Here is a 19,898-nt window from a genome sequence, read left to right on the forward strand (position 1 = left end):
GGACATACAAAAATCCCTCCATGATTATCGGATGAAATTATATTATTTCATCTGACAACCATAAAGGGATTATTACATCACTCAATCTGAAGTTGTTGGAACCTTTTTAAGTTTTTCTTTAAGTCGCAATAAAAAATTTTAAGAATACTTGTGCAATACTAAAATAAATTAACACAGAAGTTAAATCACTCAATGTCGAAATAAATGGCCCTGATGCAACTGCTGGATCAACACCAATTTTATCCATTAAAATTGGTATAAAACTACCCGCTAAATTTGCCACCGTAATAGCGCACATCATTGCAAGTCCTATCACCATCCCGAGAACAAAGTTACCCTTCCAGAGTCCGACAATTAAAGTGACGGAAATACCCGTTACAACCCCAATTACTAATCCAGTGAAAACTTCACTTATAATTAGTCTAAGCACACTTTGTTCATTGTCATCTTTTACAGCTAGGCGTCGAACAGCAACAGCTAAACTTTGTGTTCCGGCATTACCGGCCGTTCCTGTAATCAATGAAATGAAGACAGCTAAAATACTTGCTTCACTCAGTAACCCTTCAAAATGACTAACTAAACTTGCCGTTGACATACCTAAAAATAATAACGTTATCAACCATGGCAAACGTTTTGATGCTGCTTTAAATGGATTTTCTGTTTGATCTTCAGTATCGACACCGGCCAAACCAGAGTAATCCTCAGCCGATTCTTCATCAATAACATCAATAATATCATCAACAGTAATCACACCAATTAATTGTTCATCATAATTTGTAACTGGCATTGCTAAAAAGTTATAATCCCGAATCATCTTGGCAACGTCTGCTTGATCGTCATCAGCTTTAACAGACATAACTGGTGTCGTCATGATATCTCCAATTAACGCCTTCTCATTACTCATTAATAAATTACGTAATGTTACAATCCCCATCAAACGCTGATCATTATTAATAACATAATCATAGTAAATTGTTTCCGCATCACTTGCTTCTTCTCTTAAAGTACGCATTGCAGAACTCACTGTTTGATCTGAGGTTATTGAGGCAAAATCAGTTGACATAATAGCACCAGCTGTCTTATCTTCATAATGCAGCAGACTTTTTATTTCATAGGCCTTATCTTTATCCATCAGACCTAAATATCTCGCTAATTTATGCTGATCCAGTTGTCCCAACAGGTCAACCTCATTATCAGTGTACATATTATCTAATAACTCAGCCACATACTTTAGAGACATTTCATCAAAATATTTAACAACATCTTCCGGATCATCTTCAGCGGCATCAAATGTGTCACTCAATTCCTTAGGCGTCAGGTACTGATACACCTTTTGGCGTTGCTCTTTATTAAGCACTGAAAAAATCTCAGCTTGCTCATAAACATGCAAATCTGTAAATTCATTGTGAAAATTATATTGTTGATTCTTTTCAAGCGAATCAATAATTTCTTCAGTTTTTATTTGGTTATATTTTTCTGTATCCACCATGATGAATACCTCGTTTATTTTTTATTTATAAATTTTTGCATATCCGATGCAAGGTGACTCTGAACATTTATCTGTTCATGTGTAAATGGTTGATAAAACTCAATTTCACTACAGTGTAGCGCTTGGCGTTGCATTGGCATAATTATATGCCCACCATACAATGTATCACCAACTAAGGGATGCCCTGTGGATGCAAAATGAACACGAATTTGATGTGTTCTCCCCGTATGTAATTGGATTTTATATTGACTAATACCTTTTACAGATTTCTCTAACCAATACTCAGTTAAAGCTACTTGACTACCTTCCCCATGGCCAACCTGCCTCTTAATGAATGATTCTGGATCACGCATAATTGGCTCATCAATTGTCCCATGCGGAGTTTCAATCTGTCCTTCGACAAATGCTGTATAGTACTTTTTAATTAGATGATTTTGTAACTGTTGATCCAATAAAGCGTGAGCAAATCGATGTTTAGCAAACAATACTAACCCACTCGTATCACGATCAAGTCGCGTCGCAATATGTGGAATAAAATCATTTAAATGTCGATTTTGATAATAGCCTGCGACACGATTAATCAAGGTATCCTCCGGATGTAAATATGAAGGAATTGAGGCAACATGTGCTGGTTTATTAATAATTAAAAAATCGCGATCTTCAAAAACGATATCAATTGGTACAAACGATTTTTTTAATTCATTTTTATTTTTCTCAGCTGGTAGAACAATACTCACTTTATCATTTGTTTGAATGAAGTCAATTGCCCACTGCTCGTTATCGTTGACTAATAGCTTACCACCACAATACTTAAGCGTTGCAAGTAATCGCCTAGATACACCTTCATTTTTCAGAAAAGTCTTCACTTTTTGAGGAGACGTCCCTGTATACTGCCAATCAATCTGCATAATCACTACCAATAAACGCCTCATTTACACGTTTCCAGAAATTATTATGTCGATATTTGGCAAAACAAATGTGTTCCTTCGCTATTTTATATTTAATTGCCTTAATTTGCCGATTATGATAGATTTCTTGGTCTATACTAAAAACAAAGTCACTGCTTTGTGTTGGTTTCAGTGTAATCCAATCATTTGAAGCCACAATAACTGGTGAGCTTAGCGTCCTAAACACACGATTGTTAATAGACGCAATTTCTGCCATTTGTATTGACTCGAGTTCGGGATGAATAACCGCTCCACCAACCGATTTATTATAGGCAGTAGATCCAGTAGGCGTAGAAATGCACAAACCATCTCCACGAAACTTTTCAAATAACTGATCACCAATATAAACATCCGTTACCATTGTATTGTTAATCCTTTTTAAGGTTGATTCATTTAATGCAAGAAATCTTTCTGATTCTGCATCAAAATAATCAACTTTAACATCTAATAATGGATAATTAATTGATTGTTTATTATCTGATTGGAGACTAGTAACTAAATCTGAAATTTCATCATCTCGCCAATCCGTATAAAAACCTAAATGCCCTGTATGTACGCCAACAAATCTAATGTTTTCAAGGTTATCTTGGTAATGTTTGAAAGCAGAAAGCAAAGTTCCATCCCCACCAACCGTAATCACAATTTCAGGATGACTATTATCAATTACGATATGTGCATCCGTTAGTTTTTGATACAGTTCTTTACCAACTTTTTGCGATTTTTCCCCATCATTTTCGAAAATAGCAACTTTCATTCGTAACCCTCTTTTCCTGACGCCCATGATACCTAATGTTTATTTTTTGTTTAAACCCTTACCATAAAATAAATGCTGCGCTTCTTGAATCTCTTCTCTAATTTCGGACATTTCAGTGTCTAATTTAAACGCAGCCTCTGCTGCCCGTTCGAGCCGTGCATTTAATTGGCTAGGAAATTCTCCTTGATATTTATAATTTAAAGAGTGCTCAATCGTTGCCCAAAAATTCATAGCTAACGTGCGAATTTGAATTTCAACAAGTACATTTTTTTCTCCATTTATCATTTGAACCGGGTACTTAAGTACAATATGATATGAGCGATAACCGCTCGCTTTTTTATTAGTAATGTAGTCACGTTCTTCTACAACGGTCATATCATTTCGAGAACGTAATAAGTCAACAACCTGATAAATATCATCAACAAATTGGCACATAATGCGAATACCCGCAATATCTTGCATGTCAGTTTCTAAACGTTCTTCAGAAATTTGACGTCGTTCAATTTTCTCTAAAATACTATCAACTGATTTAACCCGACTTGTCACAAATTCAATTGGCGAATGTTGACCAATACCCGTGAACTGTTTTCTTAAACCACGCATTTTTATTTTCATTTCTGAAACGGCCTGTTCATAGGGTCTAAAGAAATATTTCCAATCTTCTACCATTTTATCACTCTATTCTATTATTCAATTTACTCATCTCATTTTAGCATAAATTAGTGATTCAGTTCCGAATTAACCTCACAATGTTACCAAATCTTTCAAAAAACAAGTAATTTTAATAATATCTGTTATTAATTAAGTGTTAATAATTGAAAAAAAAAAAAAATTTGGTAAAGTGGTAATAGTTATTAAAACAGAAATGAAATCAAACCCCACACGATTTTAAATCTAATCACTATAATTGGAGGAGTACTCTTGCTAGAAATTTATTTATTTGTCAACCCATTAGGTACAAAATGCTTCAAATCTGAACAAAAGGTTTTAGACTTTATTCGTCTATCTCCCCAAAAAATCTCATTCCAATTTGTACCCATGTTAAACATCCAAACAGTGCACAATGTCATGATTGAAAAAAATCTTGATACACGTAACTTAGCGCTTCGAAATGTGTTATCTGGGTCAATTTACCAAGCCGCTTTAGATTATAAAGCAGCTCTTTTTCAAGGAAAAAAACGTGGACGTGATTTCTTAATGGCAATTCAAGCGGCTTTAGTTCAAGATAGCACTTGTTACTCAGAAGAGCTCATTCAACGAGTTGCTAAAGAAGTTAACTTAAACTGGGAAATGTTTAATGAAGATAGACATTCAGTGTTAGCAAAAAAATCATTTAAAAATGATCAAAAAATTGCCAATGATATGAACGTTACAATGCATCCCACAATCGTCATTAATAATATTGATGGTCTAGACTGTGGTGTATCCTTCCCAGATGCTGATTTAGTAGATATTTCGAAAGTTTGTGCTGGTGATTTTAATATTCAAAATGACTTACATCAAGCAATTAACCCTCAAAACCAACTATACGTTTTATAAAATAAAAATACGTAGCTTAGTTTTTTAACTAAGTTACGTATTTTTTATTTCTCTAAGATTTGAGGTAATAATGCCTCTAATTCATTCAATCTTGCTTCAAATACAGCAAATGCGTTAACTAGATATGCTGACTTAGTCATATCTACACCTGCTTTTTTCATGACATCAACTGGAAAATCTGAACTCCCAGCTTTCAAATAATTCAAATAGTTTTCTAATGCATCAGGTTTTCCACTAGTGATTCCCTCAGATAAAGTGGTTGCAGCAGCAAACCCTGTTGCATATTGATAGACATAATAATTATAATAAAAATGCGGAATTCTTGACCATTCCATTGCAATTTCTGGATCACGTTCTAAACTCTCTCCATAATATTTTTGATTTAAATCAGCATAGTATTTAGACAGTTTATCAGCCGTTAGTGGGTTTCCAACCGCGTCTTCCTCATGAATCCAATGTTCAAATTCTGCAAATTGTGTTTGACGGAAGATAGTTCCTTTAAACCCGTCTAAATAATAATTAAGTAAAAATGCCCTAACCTTAGGATCTGTTTGAGTCTTTAATAAATAATGTGTTAACGTATTTTCATTAGTTGTTGACGCAATTTCTGCTAAAAAAATTGGATAATCACCATACAAATAAGGCTGATTATGATGCGTATAGTAACTATGAATACTATGTCCCATTTCATGTACCAATGTATAAAGATTATTTACATTATTTTGCCAGTTTAATAACATATATGGTGCTGTATCATACATACCTGATGAATAGGCACCACTTCTTTTACCTTGATTTTCAACAACATCAATCCAACGGTTATCAAATGCCTCTTGAACATGACTTAGATAATCAGGTCCCATTTTATCTAAGGCTTTTAATGCCTCACTTTTCGCTTCATCATACGTGTAACTTAGTGCGGGTTCGCCTGTTATTGGTGTATATAAATCGTATGAATGTAATTTTTCAACTTTTAAAATTTTCTTACGTAATGCAACATAACGGTGTAACAACGGTAAATTCTTATTAACCTGCTCAATTAGTGTATTGTAGACAACTTCAGGTATCTGATTATTTGATAATGACGCATCTCTGGCACTTTTATAATGTCGAACTTGTGCACTATAGTTATGAACTTTAACATGGCTTGAAAGTGTTGAAGCTAGTGTGTTTTGAAATTGACCATAGACTTCATATAATTTTTTAAAGGCCTGTTCTCTAACACTTCTAGAAGTTGATTCTAGAAGGACCCCATAAATACCTTGTGATAATTGAACATCATTACCTTGTTCGTCTTGAACAACTGGAAATTTCAAATCAGCATTGTTCAGTATTTCAAACGTTTTAGAAGAGGCGCTAAATATATCCCCTGCTCCAGCTAAGAGCGTTTCTTCAGCATGCGAAAGGACATGATCCTTCTCCAATAATAAACTATCAAAAAAATGACGATAGCCTTTTAAATCAGGATTATCAGACATAAATTGCTTTAAAGTATCCTCTGGTATCGCAATAATTTCAGGTTCAAACCAAGAAATAGCAGCCGATACCTTAGCTGCCAAGGCGCCAGCCCTTGAATTTAAAGCTTGATATGTTGAATTTTCTGTATCTTGATCATTTTTTAAATTCGCATACACGTATACTTTTTCGAGCATCCGTTCAAGCGCCAAAATAGCTTCTAATCCACGTAACATTGTTGTACTATCTTGACTCAATGTACCTTTAAAGTTAGCGATAGTTACTACAGATTCTTCAATTTTTTTGTAATCCTCTTCAAATAATGAATCTGAACCATATATTTTTTCTACATCCCACGTTAAATTTTCTGGTACCTCTTCACGCTTTGGTAATTGCTTAGCTACTGTCATAAAAAGCCTCCGAATATCGTTTATTTACTCCTATAAGATAACATATTTTTAATCAAAATTTGAAATAAATGTATGCCTCAACTGTAAATTTTCCATTTTTAGCGATATATCACTGGACCATACAATCTGATTGTCAATTCGATAATTTTCGGATTCTTTAATTGGTATTAAAATATGATTTTTAATTAAACCCTTAATATATGCATTATTAACTTGTTTAATTGCTAGATGACCAACAAGTGGCATTTCAAAAAGAGTTTTTGTGATTTTTTGTTGCAGGTTAAATAATAACTCAAGCTCTTTTTTCGAAATAACATCAGTGGTATATTTTTGCAAATCTAAAATAACTCGAATTCTCCAAAAAAAGTCATCATGTCGATAGATTGGCGGAAGACGCGTCTGACTCAAGCAATATATCGGAAATCCCATAAAATAATATCGCTGCATGTAGCAAAAATCAATCTGTTGCTTTAAATAATGATTCAAATAATAACAATTTTTCTCTAACTTAGTCAATTGACGGAACAAGTCTGCTGGTGACAAATTCAAAGTTTTATTCCTACAATTATTTTTGATAAATACCATTAAGTCTGTTACATCATTAAATACTTTTGTGCAGTAACGAATACCATATAAATTTTCAAACCATAATTCATAATTTAAAATTAAACACTGTCGCTCAGTATCGATAAATACTAAGAAATAACCAATATTTTTATGGAAATTTATAAACATTGCTTGTTGTTGTGTTAATTTTTTATTTAAACGATGTTTCATCCCTAGAATCCAAAAAATACGATACCCATTTTGTTTATAACCGTCAGTCCTTTTGTTAAAATCTTTTAGCGTCAACGGACTGCATTGGTACTCTACGACTAACTGGCTATTTTTTAAATTTATTAAAACATCCGGTCGTTGCTTTAGTTTAGGCAAATATTGCTCAATATCTGCTCTTTTATGTCTTTTTTCTGCCCACATTTTAATTAAATTTTTCCCTGTGACATGTATTTTCGTTTCACCTTCTGAAAAAAAATGACATGACTTTTTAAAATGAGCAAAATGAGCTTGTTTTTGCGGGCCTTCTTTAAAGACAACACGCTCTCCGCAACCAGGACAAAAATATTTATTGTTTTGCTTAAAATTTATTGCGCATACCAACTCATCTACGTGTTCTTGTTTTGCAAATATCATTCAAATTACCCCTTGTTACAATTTAAATACGCAAAAAAACAAACTAACCTTTTTCGATTAGTTTGTTTATTTAAAGTATCTTCTTGCCTCAGAGAGTGCGTCAGATGACATAATCTTTTTACCACGTTCTTCCATAAATGGTCCTGTCGATGAGACAACCTGTGCATACTCTAATGCGACAGCTATATCATTTTCGATTGTTTCTTTTGTTGTATTATCTTTATCAAAAATTAGTTCTAAAAAATATTTATTTTGGACTTTAAATAAATTGCTTTGTGTATTTGTTGGTCTAAAAATTTTAGCTAATTGAATAAAATCTTCGAAGTCCCCAAATTCAAACATTCTTGTTTGAGCAGATTTTTTATAACCCGATCCAACAGTATCTTGTGAGTCATTGTCACTGTCTTCAAGCTCAGCTAATCTATCTTTTATAAAGCTTCCTAGATCATCATTCTCAGATAAATCAGAAATGTTTATTTCTTTCGGATTTTGCGTCTCGTCTGGCTTTCCACGACTGATAAATAACTCCAAGCCATCTCGATTAGGTAATACCTGGAAGGTAACTGCTTCATTATTTTCAAATTCATGTTCCGTGTCTACTTCGCGTAAAATACTATAAAAGAAATCTTCAATTTGAGTTCTATTACCTAATAAATCTAAAACAGTAATACCTCTTTTAGATAAATCTTCATCTTCAACTAAAACACGAATTGTATTTTCATTTATTTTTTCCATTTTCATTACTAATCACCCATCTTTCTGATAACTTGACCTTAATTCTATCTAAAATTTACTATTTGTAAAGTAGTTTAAACTAAATAAAAAAAATTCAGGAATGCGTCTTCCTGAATTTTACCATGTTACCTTATTAAAAACTAATGTTTCAATATTATTTAATTTTAAATTAATTAAAATCCAGCAAGTAATTGTGCCTTTTGTAATTCTAAAGCACGTACATCCCTTGGTAAGAAGCGACGAATTTCGTCTTCGTTATATCCAACCTGTAATCGTTTTTCATCTAGAATAATAGGACGACGTAATAAACCAGGATTATCTTGAATTAATGAGAATAATTCTTGAAGTGGTAAATCGTCTAAGTCCATATCTAGTTCCTGATAAACTTTTGAGCGTTTAGAAATAACTTCTTCTGTTCCATTTTCAGTCATTTGCAAAATTGTTTTAATTTCATCAATGTTGAGAGGCTCAGAAAAAATATTACGTTCTTGGAATGGAATATTATTTTCCTTAAGCCATGCACGTGCTTTTCGACAAGATGTACAACTTGGTGAAGTATATAAAGTTACCATATGCGCTCTCTCCTTTTAATAAAAAATTTATCAATTCCTATAAAACAATTGTAACTTATTATCAAACAAATTACTACCATTTTATTAAAAAAATTTACTAATTAATATTTTTACTAATAATACATTTAATTCATTTGTGTTCATTATTAAATGATTAAATGACATCATTTTTGATATTGTTTTTTATATTTCGAGTATGATATTACATATATTTTATAGTTATTATTATTTATTGAATGAAAAATAATTTGCTATCTCAATTATTTAATATACTTTACACTCGATATATACTTACTAAAAGTACGTAACACGCACTTAATCGTTTATTTGCAACAATCTTATCATTATTTTATTTTTCAAAAAAAAGATACATATTGTTAAAAAAATTTAACAATATGTATCCGATTACAAAATTAGTTCTAAATATTTTTTTGCGAGTATTATATCGATATTATTGCCAGCTGATAATTCAGCTTGTTCTTTTAATAATTCGTGGGAACCATTTGCTGGTAAATGCGTTAAAATTAATCTTTTAGCATTATTTAAACGAGCAAACTTTCCAGACTCGGTAGATGTCATATGCCATTTTTTGCCAATTTTATCATCAAAAAAGTTTGTATCGGTCATTAATATATCTGCATTTTGACTAATTTCATTTAATTTTTCGTCATACGCCGTATCAGCTGTAAAAACAAAGACCTTCCCAGTTGCCCGTTCCGTTATTCTCATAGCATATGTAGGCACTGGGTGAATTGTTTCTAAAAATTCAAAAGTAAAAGGCCCAATGTCTATAACTTCTTTATTCTTATATCCTATTCCAATTGTCGCATTTGCCCAAGTTAATTTTGCTAATGCTTCTTGATCAATAGATGGCCCATAAATAGGAAGTGGTTGCTTCACTTGTTCACCGTTAATCTGCCAGCTATACTGTAAAACGCCGACATCTGCGATATGATCCTGATGATAATGTGATAAAACAACTGCATCTAACTTCAAGGAATCTAGTTTAGGTTCTAGACTAAGCATTGCTCCACTTCCACAGTCCAACAATAAATTAAAACCATTACTCTGAATTAAATATGAACTAGTTCCAACTGTATGGGCAGGATAACCCCCATAGAATCCTAAAATTGTCAACTTCATTTTTAATTGTCCTTCCTGTTACTTTTGACTCTATTATACCTTTTTTTGGGCTATACTTAATAATGAATTAAAGTAAATGGGAGATGTATCTTTGTTAAATCATATAAACACAGCATTAGGCGCTGAATATTTTTTAAAGTCTATAATTCGAAATAATCCATCCCGATCATTTATTCTACTTAATCCAATTAATAAGTACAATAATTCTTACTTATTAGACACATCAGATGATAATTCTATTTTCTACTCTGGATTAGACTTCCGTGTTCGATATCATGTAGGAATGGATTCATGGCAAGGTTTTTATCATTTTAAATATATTACTTTGAGCGATGAAGAAAGTAAAGTTTACTTAGCTCAAGTACAAACTTTTATTAATGAACAAACAAAACCAACTGGTATCATTTCTTTTTACACATTACAGTCTTTATCTAAAGGTTATAATTATGTTTTTTTAACAATTTGGAAGCAACAATCTGATTTTATTAATTGGCGTAAAACGTCAAATTATAAACAGTTAAAGTACTATGAAAGTGAGTTTCAAATTACTCCCATAGACGCAGTGTATTCTGTTAATGAATTAATTAATATAAAAGATTAATCCAATTAGTTAAAAACAATCCGTATTCCACAAACGATATTAATAGCTAATTAATGACTCAAACAAGTCATTAATTAGCTATTTTTTTACAATAGTTATTCCCCAAAAATGTTTAATTTCCAACCAAAAAATAGCCTAAAAAGTTTTCTAACTTTTAGGCTATTAATCATTTAACCGTTCTTAAACTCTGTTATTTATTATCCGATTCAACACTCTCACGGTAATTAAAAATAAGCCTAAATACATCACATAGAAGGTCCCCCAGAAGAAAATGAGAACATTTAGGTTAGGTTGATCAAATAATGCGACATAAATATTAAAAGTAAATATTGCTTCTATCGATCCTAAAATAACCGGAATTAAAAATAAACTGGCTGTTTGCTGATAAATAATTCGCTTAATCTCTTTTTTGGTCACACCTAGACTTTGCATTAGTGAATAAGTTTTTTGATTTTGTCTAAGATCTATCATTTGTTGTAACATTAAAATACTACAAGTTGCTAATACTAAAATAATACTAATAAAACATGCTATATAAATATAAAACCCATCTAATTCGTTAACATTTTTTTCAACTTGATTTCTCACACCCAAATTTCGATAATGGTAGTTTGACTTAATTTGATTAGAAAATTTATAACGGACATTCGATAATGTTGTCCCTGTCTGCTGCAAATAGGTCTGTTCTTTAGATTGATTATCTAATTTATGTCCGAAATCATTTTTAGATTGTGCAAATTCCTGATAATTTTTAATATTAATAGCTGTAAGTCCATATTTTGTGTTGCTATCAACACGTTTGTAGACACTATCTTTAACAATTAACAAATTTTGAATGTAATGTATTTCACCATACGGAAACGTACTTAAGTATGTTTTTATCTTTAATTTGTTCATTGATTTTTGCTTAAATTGAATGAGCTGGTTATCATCATTAATTTGATATCTTGCTAACTTGTGTAAAATCATAACTGTCTCATTCGATTTAATCTTAATCGGTTCTAAATCATCTTGAATTTTACGCGCATGATTATAATCTGTTTCTGACATTATTGTAATTGGCACAATTTTAGCTTCACTTTGATTATTTGCTTTTAATTGAACACTTGTTTTCATCGGTACAATTTTAAGATGTCCACTTACTTGCTGTTTCACTATTAAATTGTTTTGTTTTAATACTTTTTTTACAGTTTTTAAATGATAATCGTCCGTAATAAAATGAGCTGGTGCCACTTGATCAATTGTTTTTTGGGAATATGAATACAACGTAGCCACTCCAATAAATACAGATAAAGAGAACATTATTAATAAAGTCATTAAACTTAAGATGACCTTATTTTGTCTTAAACTGACTTTTAAATTAGAAAAAGCAAGTAGCCTACCACCCCGATACATAAAATGTCGCCATTTTTGTATCATACTTATCATTATCGGCACCAAATAATTAAAAATCAAAAGAGTCCCTAAGATAATCATAATTGCAATAATCAATACTGCTAAAAAATAATCATTTTTACGTAACCAAACATTAAAAATAGGTCCCAAATTTTCAAAATTTACTGCCATAAATAAAGGTACAATAATAAAAAAGATACTAATGATAGCCATAAATCGTTTAAATGGTCCAAATTTTTCGACACTGGCATTATCACTATTTTTAAACAATGAAACTAATTGTTTACGATAAATAACACTTGCATTAACAGTTGACATCATTAAAAAGATAACGTTAAAGATAACTATTGTACTAATTAAACTATGCCAAGATATAATAATATTGGTATCTGCCACAATAAACATAGCCCTCAACAAAATCATAGCAAATAATTTAGAAAAGATCGCACCAACCACTAAACCAATCAGTAATGCTATATTACCTAGAATTAAATTTTCAATAAATAGCATTGTCGCAATTTCTTTTTTTTTCACTCCAAGAAGATGGTAAACAGCAATTTCTTTTTCTCGCCGTTTCGCCACAAAAAGATTAGTGTACATCATGAAACAAGCAATAAAAATCAAAATTAAAAAACTACTAATACGTAAAGTAACAGAAATTGGTAACTCTACGCGCGCATTTTGTGTTAACTCTTTGTTAATTGACATTGACAAAAATGAAAAATAAACTGTAACTGCTATCGCACTAGCAATAATGTAAATTAAATAATCCCATAAACTGCGCCAAATACTTTTAAAAACAATATTCACTAGTGGTTTCATTGCTTTCCCCCACCAATAGCTGCTTGCATATCAATTATTTTTTGGAAAAATTCTTTTCTAGAGCCATCTCGCCTAATTTCGGCAAAGATATTCCCATCTTTAATAAAAATAATTCTTTTACAATAACTAGCTGTAAATGCATCATGAGTTACCATCATGAGCGTCATCTTTTGCTTTTCATTCACGTCTGTTAAATACTTCAATAGTTCCGTAGCTGCTTTTGAATCTAGACTTCCTGTCGGTTCATCTGCGAATAACATTTTGGGTGCCGTTATAATAGCTCGTGCAACTGCAACCCTCTGCTGTTGACCAATTGAAATTTCATTTGGAAAATGTTTTAAAATATTATTTAAATTTAAAATATTAGCAATATTAGCAAGTTTTGCCTCAATTATTTCTACATTTACTTTATCCAATGCTAAGGGCAAAATTATATTTTCCTTGATAGTCAACGAATTAAGTAAATTAAAATCTTGAAAAATAAACCCTAACTGTTGTCTTCTAAACTCAGACAATTTTTTTTCATTATATTGTGTTATATCCTGGTTATCTATTCTAACATGTCCAAAAGTTGGCTTATCAATAGTCGACATCATATTTAATAACGTCGTTTTTCCTGCACCAGATGGTCCCATAATACCAACAAATTCTCCTGAATCAATTACAAACGAAATATTATCAATTGCAGTCGATCTATTAAACTTCATTCCATAAATTTTTTTAACGTGATCTACTTCAATAAATGTCATAATTTCATTTCTCCTATTACCAAGTATTATCCTATATATAGGATAATTACGCCAATATTTATTTACGCTTTTTATCTATTTGAATTTAATGCTAAAAACCGGTATTGTAGGGTAAATAGTTCTTACTTTAAAGAGGTGATAATATGTTTAGTATAATGATTGTTGAAGATGATAAAACAATTGCCAACATTACTGCAGATAGTCTAGCAAAATGGCGATTCAACCCTATTTTAATTAATAATTTTAGTGAAATTGATCTTGAATTCATTGAAAAAAAACCACATTTAGTTTTATTAGACATTAATTTACCCGATTTTGATGGCTTTTACTGGTGTAAAAAAATCCGTGAAATATCAAATGTACCAATTATATTTATCTCAAGCCGAAATACCAATATGGATATGGTTATGGCAATGAATATGGGTGGCGATGACTTCGTAAATAAACCTTACTCAATGGAAGTTTTAGTTGCAAAAATTTCTGCATTATTACGACGCACTTACAATTACGCAGAAATGGGACCAGAAACACTCGAGCATAATGGCCTTTTTTTGAATTTACAAAATGGAACTGCAAAATTTAACGATAAAATTATTGATTTATCAAAAAATGAGTACCAGTTACTGCAATATTTAATGCGTCAGACAGGGAAAATTGTTAGCCGTGAAAAATTACTTCGAGAACTCTGGGAAGACGAACATTTTGTTGATGACAATACGTTAACCGTTAATATTAATCGCGTTCGTAAAAAAATAGCACAAGCTGGATTACCCAATTTTATCGAGACAAAGGTAGGACAAGGTTATCTTATCCCTTAGGAGACACTAATGACATTTTTTAAGTACATTTCAGATAGAATTACAACAATCATCTTTTTCCTTCTAGTTATTCTCTTAATTAATCTTGTATTGTGGTTTGATCCATTCCATAACATTGTTTTATCTACATTATTATATATAGATATTCTGGTAGTTATTATATCAAGTATTTTTGTTGTAACACGTTACTGGATTAATCATCAATGGTACCAAAAATTTAAATTACCAATTGATCCAGCAACAGCAGATTTATTGATTCCTATTAATGGTGCACATTCCAATGAACAACGTTTATATCAGGGTTATGTTAATGCCCTATTAAACAATCATCAAATACAAATAAATAATATCTTGTCTAAACAACAAGAACAAGAGGATTTTTTAAATGCTTGGATTCATGATATTAAAGTTCCCTTAGCTGCTATTCAGTTACTAATTGAAACATCTGATGGCAAGCTATCTGAAAAACAAGTCATGCAAACTGAAATTGAATTAAAAAACATTGAAAATTTTGTTGAACAAGTGATTTATTATTCTCGTTTAGATAGCTTTTCAAATGATTATTTAATTCAAGATGATTCACTAAAAAAAGTAGTTAATCTTGTCATTCGGGATAATATGAACTTATTTTTTTCAAAACATATTCGTTTCGTTTTTAACAGTACAGATATTTCCGTTCTAACTGATTCAAAATGGCTACGTTTTATCTTAAATCAAGTGATTACCAATTCATTAAAATACACACCAAATAATGGTGAAATCGTTATTTCTCTTAAAGATACTGAAAAAGAAACGATATTAGCCATTAAAGATAATGGCATTGGTATCCCGAACGCAGATTTAGCTCGCGTTTTTGACAAAGGATTTACCGGGAATAACGGGCGTCAATTCAACCAAAATGCAACCGGATTAGGCCTTTATTTAGCAAATCAACTAAGTCAAAAATTAGGTCACCAATTAGAAATTGAATCTCCAAAAAATGAAGGTACTACAGTTAAAATTATATTTCCTAAACTTTCTTATTATAATGATGAAATGGGCGAAATTCTTCGCTAGGAGGGTCTATCATGTTATCAGAAATTGAACTCGGTTTTACAAATATTAAAGATATTGATCCTAATATTATTGTAGATTTACGCTATGCTACAAAAGACAACTTTACTAACCAAATTATTTATGACTTTTCTACAGCAATCGCTAGAACAGGAACAGCTAAGAAACTTGGTATCGCAAGTCAATTACTCAAAACTCAAGGCTATCGTTTAAAAATTTGGGACGCCTACAGACCAGTCTCTGCTCAAAAAAAATTATTTGACGTTTATCCCGATCCTAATTTTGTAGCGAAGCCAAATCCTAATTTCAGTCATCAAAAAGGCGTGACATTTGATTTAACTATCTGTGATATGGATGGCCACGAGCTTAACATGCAAAGTGAATTTGACGACTTTTCAGAACGAGCTGGAAGAAATTATAAACGAACACCTCAACAACAAATAAATTACGATATACTAAATAACGCTATGATAACTGCTGGTTTTATCGGATATTCTGAAGAATGGTGGGACTATAGAGATTCTGATATGAATGACTATTCACCACTTATCGCGAATCCAAATGATTATTAAAAAAACTTGTCACAACACCTTACATACAAGGTATTGTGACAAGTTTTTTATCTTAACAATTTATCCCAGAGAATAACTTCACCCGCAATTAATGATTTTTGAACATCAATAATTCTTTGATTTGAGCTACCTCTAAATTGCAAAGTTAAATCTTTTTTTGGTAATTCGAATCGACCGTCGACTAAAATATCAATCTTTGAAAGTAATTCAAGTTTATCATCAGATTCAAGCATTAATTCATCCCATGTATAACCAGTCCAAGACCAGATATCTTTCGTCCATCCATAAGTATCATGAATACGATTCACTAAGCTTAAACAAACCTGCGTGTTAACAAAAGGCTCTCCGCCTAATAAAGTTAATCCTTGGCAATAGTCTTCGCTTAAATCAGTTATTATTTGATCTTCAAGCTCTTTTGTATATGGTGTCCCATATCTAAAATTTTGCGCTGCCTTATTATAACAACCCGGACAAGCAAATAAACAGCCACTAACGTATAAACTACAACGAACCCCTTCACCATCAACAAAATTAAATGGTTTATAAGATGCAATATACTGTTGGCTTAACTCACTGGCAATCCATTCTTTAGGTTTCGGATTTCGTGGTGCTTTAACTCTCTTTTGTCGTTCCATCATCAACCATTCCTAAAGTCATATTTTTAACACGAGAAGCAATTTCTTTATGACGTCCATGAACCATCGGACGTTGCTGTGGATTACCTAAGTATCCACATGTCCTTTTAACAACATCACATGTTTTTGGATCATGATTTTGACATTTAGGGCATTCAAATCCTCGTTCAGTTGGGTTAAATTCACCATCAAAACCACATTTATAACAATGATCAATAGGGGTATTAGTTCCTAAATAGCCGATTTTATCATAAGCCCAATCCCAGACTGCTTCTAAAGCCTTAGGATTTTGACGTAAATTTGGGTATTCACAGTAATGAATAAATCCACCTGATGCATATTTAGGATATTCCATTTCAAACGACAATTTTTCAAACGGAGTTGGATTTTTCCTAACGTCATAATGAAAACTATTTGTATAATATTCCTTTTCTGTAACATCTTTAATTTCACCAAATTTTTCAGTGTCTAATACACAGAAACGATCTGTTAAGGATTCACTAGGAGTTGAATAAACACTAAAATGATAATCGTATTCATCTGACCAATCTGTACAATACTCCTTGAGGCGTTTAACGATGTCAATCGTAAAATTATGCGCCTTTTCATTTTTTTCCCAATTAGGTCCAAAAAAAACAGTTCCAACTTCATATAGTCCAATATAACCTAATGAGACCGTAGCGCGACGATTCTTGAATAAATCATCAACATCTCCGTCTGCTTTTAACCTTTCGCCAAAAGCACCATGTTGATATAGAATGGGTGCATTCTCTGGGATAGCTTCCTTGACACGGTTAACTTTAAAGACTAATGCCTCTTTACAAACCTGCATCCTCTCTTTAAAGATATCCCAAAATAAATCAATATTACCTTCGGATTCCAAAGCAATTCGTGGTAAATTAACTGTAACAACGCCTAAATTCATACGCCCAGAATTGACTTCATTACCATTTTTATCTTTCCATCCTTGCAGAAAGCTACGACAGCCCATAGGTACCTTGAAACTGCCCGTAAGCTCTTTTATCTTGTCATACATTAATATGTCAGGGTACATTCTCTTCGTAGCACAATCAACAGCTAAGGCCTTAATATCGTAGTTAGGGTCCCCATGTTTAAAGTTTAAATCCTTTTTTATTGTAAATACTAATTTAGGAAATATTGCCGTACGATGCTCACGACCTAATCCTTTTATTCTAATTTTTAAAATTGAGATTTGAATTTCTCGTTCAATCCAACTTTCACCCAACCCAAAACCTAACGTAGTAAACGGCGTCTGTCCTTGCGAAGAGAATAAAGTATTGATTTCATACTCTAATCCTTGCATGGCATCATAAATATCTTTGCTTGTTTTAAGTTTAGCAAATTCTATCTGTTTTATTGGATTCCCAATCCATACTTTTGCATCTATTAAATGCTTCTTATAATTTAATTCAGCAAATGGCGCTAGTAACTCATCCACCCTATCTGCAGAACAACCACCATACTGACTTGAGGCTACATTAGCAATAATTTGTGCCATTTGCGCAGTTGCGGTCTGAATTGAATGAGGACTTTCAACTTCAGCATTTCCTATTTTAAATCCATTTGTTAACATCTCTTTAAAATCAATCAGACAGCAGTTAGTCATAGGACTCCAGGGTGTGTAATCTAAATCATGATAATGAATTGAACCACGTAAATGTGCTTTAGCTAGTGATTCAGGCATTAATTTTAATCCCAAAGTTTTACCCACTGTCCCAGCCGTCAAATCACGTTGTGTATTGAATACATTGCTATCCTTATTAGCATTTTCATGAACAATTGTATCATCTTTATTTAATAATTTATCCAAACGACCAGCTGGATCAGTTTGCTCTTTCCACAATTTTTCATCATTTATTCTATATTCCTGAAAGCTATCCAATGCATCACGGTAGCCTAATTCACGATATGTAGCTATAACTAAGCCATACATCGTTTGGGCATTAATTTTTTGATAATTACTTAATTTATGTAATAGTAATTCCTGATAGCTTTCTTGATTTTTTTTACTATTTAATCGACGCAAAGTACTACTTAAAACTTTACGTAATGCAAAATCAACTTTTCGACCATCACGCTTTTCAAATATGTCAGGCACTTGCATATCTAACTTTACCTCTACTTTTTTCATAAGTGACCTTCCTTTTCTTACAGCAATAAATATATGTTACTTGATTATCCTCTTAAAAACAACAATATATAGTGTACAACAATATATACTATCTATATATTGTTGTACACTATGATTTACTATCAAGATGTTTGAAATGTAATTAAAAAGTTAGACGTATATATATCAGTTAAAAAATTATTATATGATTTCAATACCAGAATATTTTATACACTTAAAAATTTATACCAAAAAAACTCTAATTATTAAGTGATTAGAATTTTCATACTATTATCCACCAACAACAGTTGACGAAGAGCCAAAAAAGTTCAACAAAAGCTCAACTTTCTATAATTTCGTATTATTCTTCATAATTTAGCGTACAAAAAAAGCCCAATCAATGGGCTTTCATGTTTTCTAATACTCTCTATAATACTTAATAATACCGGTGATCGGGGTCGAACCGATACTCCATTGCTGGAACTGGATTTTGAGTCCAGCGCGTCTGCCAATTCCGCCACACCGGCATAACTCGTGTAAGGCGGTAACCGGATTTGAACCGGTGATGAAGGTTTTGCAGACCTCTGCCTTACCACTTGGCTATACCGCCATATTAATTATTACTTGATATAACCTTATAAAAGGCGACATGTGGGAATCGAACCCACGCGTGCCGGAGCCACAATCCGGTGCGTTAACCACTTCGCCAATATCGCCAAAACAAAAAATGGCAGGGGTAGTAGGAATTGAACCCACACTGACGGTTTTGGAGACCGTAGTTCTACCTTTAAACTATACCCCTATAAAAAATGGAAGAGAGTGGATTCGAACCACCGAACCCGAAGGAGCGGATTTACAGTCCGCCGCGTTTAGCCTCTTCGCTACTC

The 19,898-nt window shown here is 32.1% G+C and carries 18 protein-coding genes and 4 tRNA genes; 5 read left to right on the forward strand and 17 right to left on the reverse strand.

Features of this window, described 5'->3' with window-relative positions; translation table 11 throughout:
• Positions 1–118: 118 nt before the first annotated feature.
• The 4 genes from mgtE to yjbM are packed head-to-tail and all read right to left on the reverse strand — an operon-like array spanning position 119 to position 3,859.
• Entirely contained in the window at positions 119–1,486 is a 1,368-nt protein-coding gene (gene mgtE, locus AC1RPH_RS07355; RefSeq protein WP_481761981.1) for a magnesium transporter, read from the reverse strand.
• Between the two features lie 17 nt (positions 1,487–1,503).
• Positions 1,504–2,397: an RluA family pseudouridine synthase gene (locus tag AC1RPH_RS07360; RefSeq protein WP_481761982.1), complete on the reverse strand. Its 894-nt coding sequence runs from the start codon at positions 2,395–2,397 to the stop codon at positions 1,504–1,506.
• Positions 2,387–3,190, reverse strand: coding sequence for an NAD kinase (locus tag AC1RPH_RS07365; RefSeq protein WP_481761966.1), 804 nt, complete (start codon positions 3,188–3,190; stop codon positions 2,387–2,389). The genes AC1RPH_RS07360 and AC1RPH_RS07365 overlap by 11 nt, the downstream gene beginning before the upstream one ends.
• A 39-nt stretch (positions 3,191–3,229) precedes the next feature.
• Positions 3,230–3,859, reverse strand: a complete 630-nt coding sequence (gene yjbM / locus AC1RPH_RS07370; protein ID WP_481761967.1) for a GTP diphosphokinase — start codon at positions 3,857–3,859, stop codon at positions 3,230–3,232.
• A 252-nt stretch (positions 3,860–4,111) separates the two neighbouring features.
• Here yjbM and AC1RPH_RS07375 point away from each other — a divergent pair, with 252 nt between their 5' ends.
• On the forward strand, positions 4,112–4,729 hold the full coding sequence (locus AC1RPH_RS07375; RefSeq protein WP_481761968.1) for a DsbA family protein: 618 nt from the start codon (positions 4,112–4,114) through the stop codon (positions 4,727–4,729).
• A 44-nt stretch (positions 4,730–4,773) separates the two neighbouring features.
• Here the strand turns inward: AC1RPH_RS07375 and pepF are convergent, their stop codons facing one another.
• The 5 genes from pepF to AC1RPH_RS07400 all read right to left on the reverse strand — a co-directional run bounded on the left by pepF (position 4,774) and on the right by AC1RPH_RS07400 (position 10,235).
• Positions 4,774–6,594, reverse strand: a complete 1,821-nt coding sequence (gene pepF, locus AC1RPH_RS07380) for an oligoendopeptidase F (RefSeq protein WP_481761969.1) — start codon at positions 6,592–6,594, stop codon at positions 4,774–4,776.
• Positions 6,595–6,642: 48 nt separating this feature from the next.
• Positions 6,643–7,785 carry a competence protein CoiA gene (locus AC1RPH_RS07385; RefSeq protein WP_481761970.1) on the reverse strand — a complete coding sequence of 381 codons (1,143 nt, stop codon included), beginning with the start codon at positions 7,783–7,785 and terminating at the stop codon, positions 6,643–6,645.
• Between the two features lie 66 nt (positions 7,786–7,851).
• Entirely contained in the window at positions 7,852–8,526 is a 675-nt protein-coding gene (locus tag AC1RPH_RS07390; protein ID WP_481761971.1) for an adaptor protein MecA, read from the reverse strand.
• 167 nt (positions 8,527–8,693) lie between these two features.
• Positions 8,694–9,092 carry a transcriptional regulator SpxA gene (spxA, locus tag AC1RPH_RS07395; protein WP_481761972.1) on the reverse strand — a complete coding sequence of 133 codons (399 nt, stop codon included), beginning with the start codon at positions 9,090–9,092 and terminating at the stop codon, positions 8,694–8,696.
• A 405-nt stretch (positions 9,093–9,497) separates the two neighbouring features.
• Positions 9,498–10,235, reverse strand: a complete 738-nt coding sequence (locus AC1RPH_RS07400) for an MBL fold metallo-hydrolase (protein ID WP_481761973.1) — start codon at positions 10,233–10,235, stop codon at positions 9,498–9,500.
• Between the two features lie 91 nt (positions 10,236–10,326).
• Here AC1RPH_RS07400 and AC1RPH_RS07405 point away from each other — a divergent pair, with 91 nt between their 5' ends.
• Positions 10,327–10,836: an antibiotic biosynthesis monooxygenase gene (locus AC1RPH_RS07405; RefSeq protein ID WP_481761974.1), complete on the forward strand. Its 510-nt coding sequence runs from the start codon at positions 10,327–10,329 to the stop codon at positions 10,834–10,836.
• Positions 10,837–11,016: 180 nt separating this feature from the next.
• Here the strand turns inward: AC1RPH_RS07405 and AC1RPH_RS07410 are convergent, their stop codons facing one another.
• On the reverse strand, positions 11,017–13,053 hold the full coding sequence (locus tag AC1RPH_RS07410; RefSeq protein WP_481761975.1) for an ABC transporter permease: 2,037 nt from the start codon (positions 13,051–13,053) through the stop codon (positions 11,017–11,019).
• The gene (locus AC1RPH_RS07415; RefSeq protein ID WP_481761983.1) at positions 13,050–13,805 is read right to left on the reverse strand and encodes an ABC transporter ATP-binding protein; all 756 of its coding nucleotides are present in this window, start codon (positions 13,803–13,805) and stop codon (positions 13,050–13,052) included. Before AC1RPH_RS07415 ends, AC1RPH_RS07410 begins: the two co-directional genes overlap by 4 nt.
• A gap of 140 nt (positions 13,806–13,945) precedes the next feature.
• On the opposite strand from AC1RPH_RS07415, the gene AC1RPH_RS07420 reads away from it, so the two are divergent.
• From AC1RPH_RS07420 to AC1RPH_RS07430, 3 genes are read left to right on the forward strand one after another with little or no spacing between them, the layout of a single operon-like run.
• Positions 13,946–14,620: a response regulator transcription factor gene (locus tag AC1RPH_RS07420; RefSeq protein WP_481761976.1), complete on the forward strand. Its 675-nt coding sequence runs from the start codon at positions 13,946–13,948 to the stop codon at positions 14,618–14,620.
• A gap of 9 nt (positions 14,621–14,629) precedes the next feature.
• Complete coding sequence (locus AC1RPH_RS07425; protein ID WP_481761977.1) at positions 14,630–15,676, forward strand: sensor histidine kinase; 1,047 nt, start codon at positions 14,630–14,632, stop codon at positions 15,674–15,676.
• A gap of 11 nt (positions 15,677–15,687) precedes the next feature.
• The gene (locus AC1RPH_RS07430) at positions 15,688–16,245 is read left to right on the forward strand and encodes a M15 family metallopeptidase (RefSeq protein WP_481761978.1); all 558 of its coding nucleotides are present in this window, start codon (positions 15,688–15,690) and stop codon (positions 16,243–16,245) included.
• Between the two features lie 47 nt (positions 16,246–16,292).
• Here AC1RPH_RS07430 and nrdG read toward each other — a convergent pair whose 3' ends face one another.
• From nrdG to AC1RPH_RS07460, 6 genes are all read right to left on the reverse strand, one after another.
• A complete protein-coding gene (gene nrdG, locus AC1RPH_RS07435; RefSeq protein ID WP_481761979.1) occupies positions 16,293–16,883 on the reverse strand; it encodes an anaerobic ribonucleoside-triphosphate reductase activating protein in 591 nt (196 codons plus the stop codon).
• The gene (gene nrdD, locus AC1RPH_RS07440; protein WP_481761980.1) at positions 16,858–19,032 is read right to left on the reverse strand and encodes an anaerobic ribonucleoside-triphosphate reductase; all 2,175 of its coding nucleotides are present in this window, start codon (positions 19,030–19,032) and stop codon (positions 16,858–16,860) included. The genes nrdG and nrdD overlap by 26 nt, the downstream gene beginning before the upstream one ends.
• A 422-nt stretch (positions 19,033–19,454) precedes the next feature.
• Positions 19,455–19,538 (reverse strand) — tRNA-Leu (locus AC1RPH_RS07445).
• Between the two features lie 12 nt (positions 19,539–19,550).
• Positions 19,551–19,621 (reverse strand) — tRNA-Cys (locus tag AC1RPH_RS07450).
• Between the two features lie 33 nt (positions 19,622–19,654).
• A tRNA-His gene (locus tag AC1RPH_RS07455) sits at positions 19,655–19,727 on the reverse strand.
• A gap of 12 nt (positions 19,728–19,739) precedes the next feature.
• Positions 19,740–19,813 (reverse strand) — tRNA-Trp (locus AC1RPH_RS07460).
• Between the last annotated feature and the right edge of the window lie 85 nt (positions 19,814–19,898).

Source organism: Dellaglioa sp. CoH-57-MRSF-16, assembly GCF_056782055.1.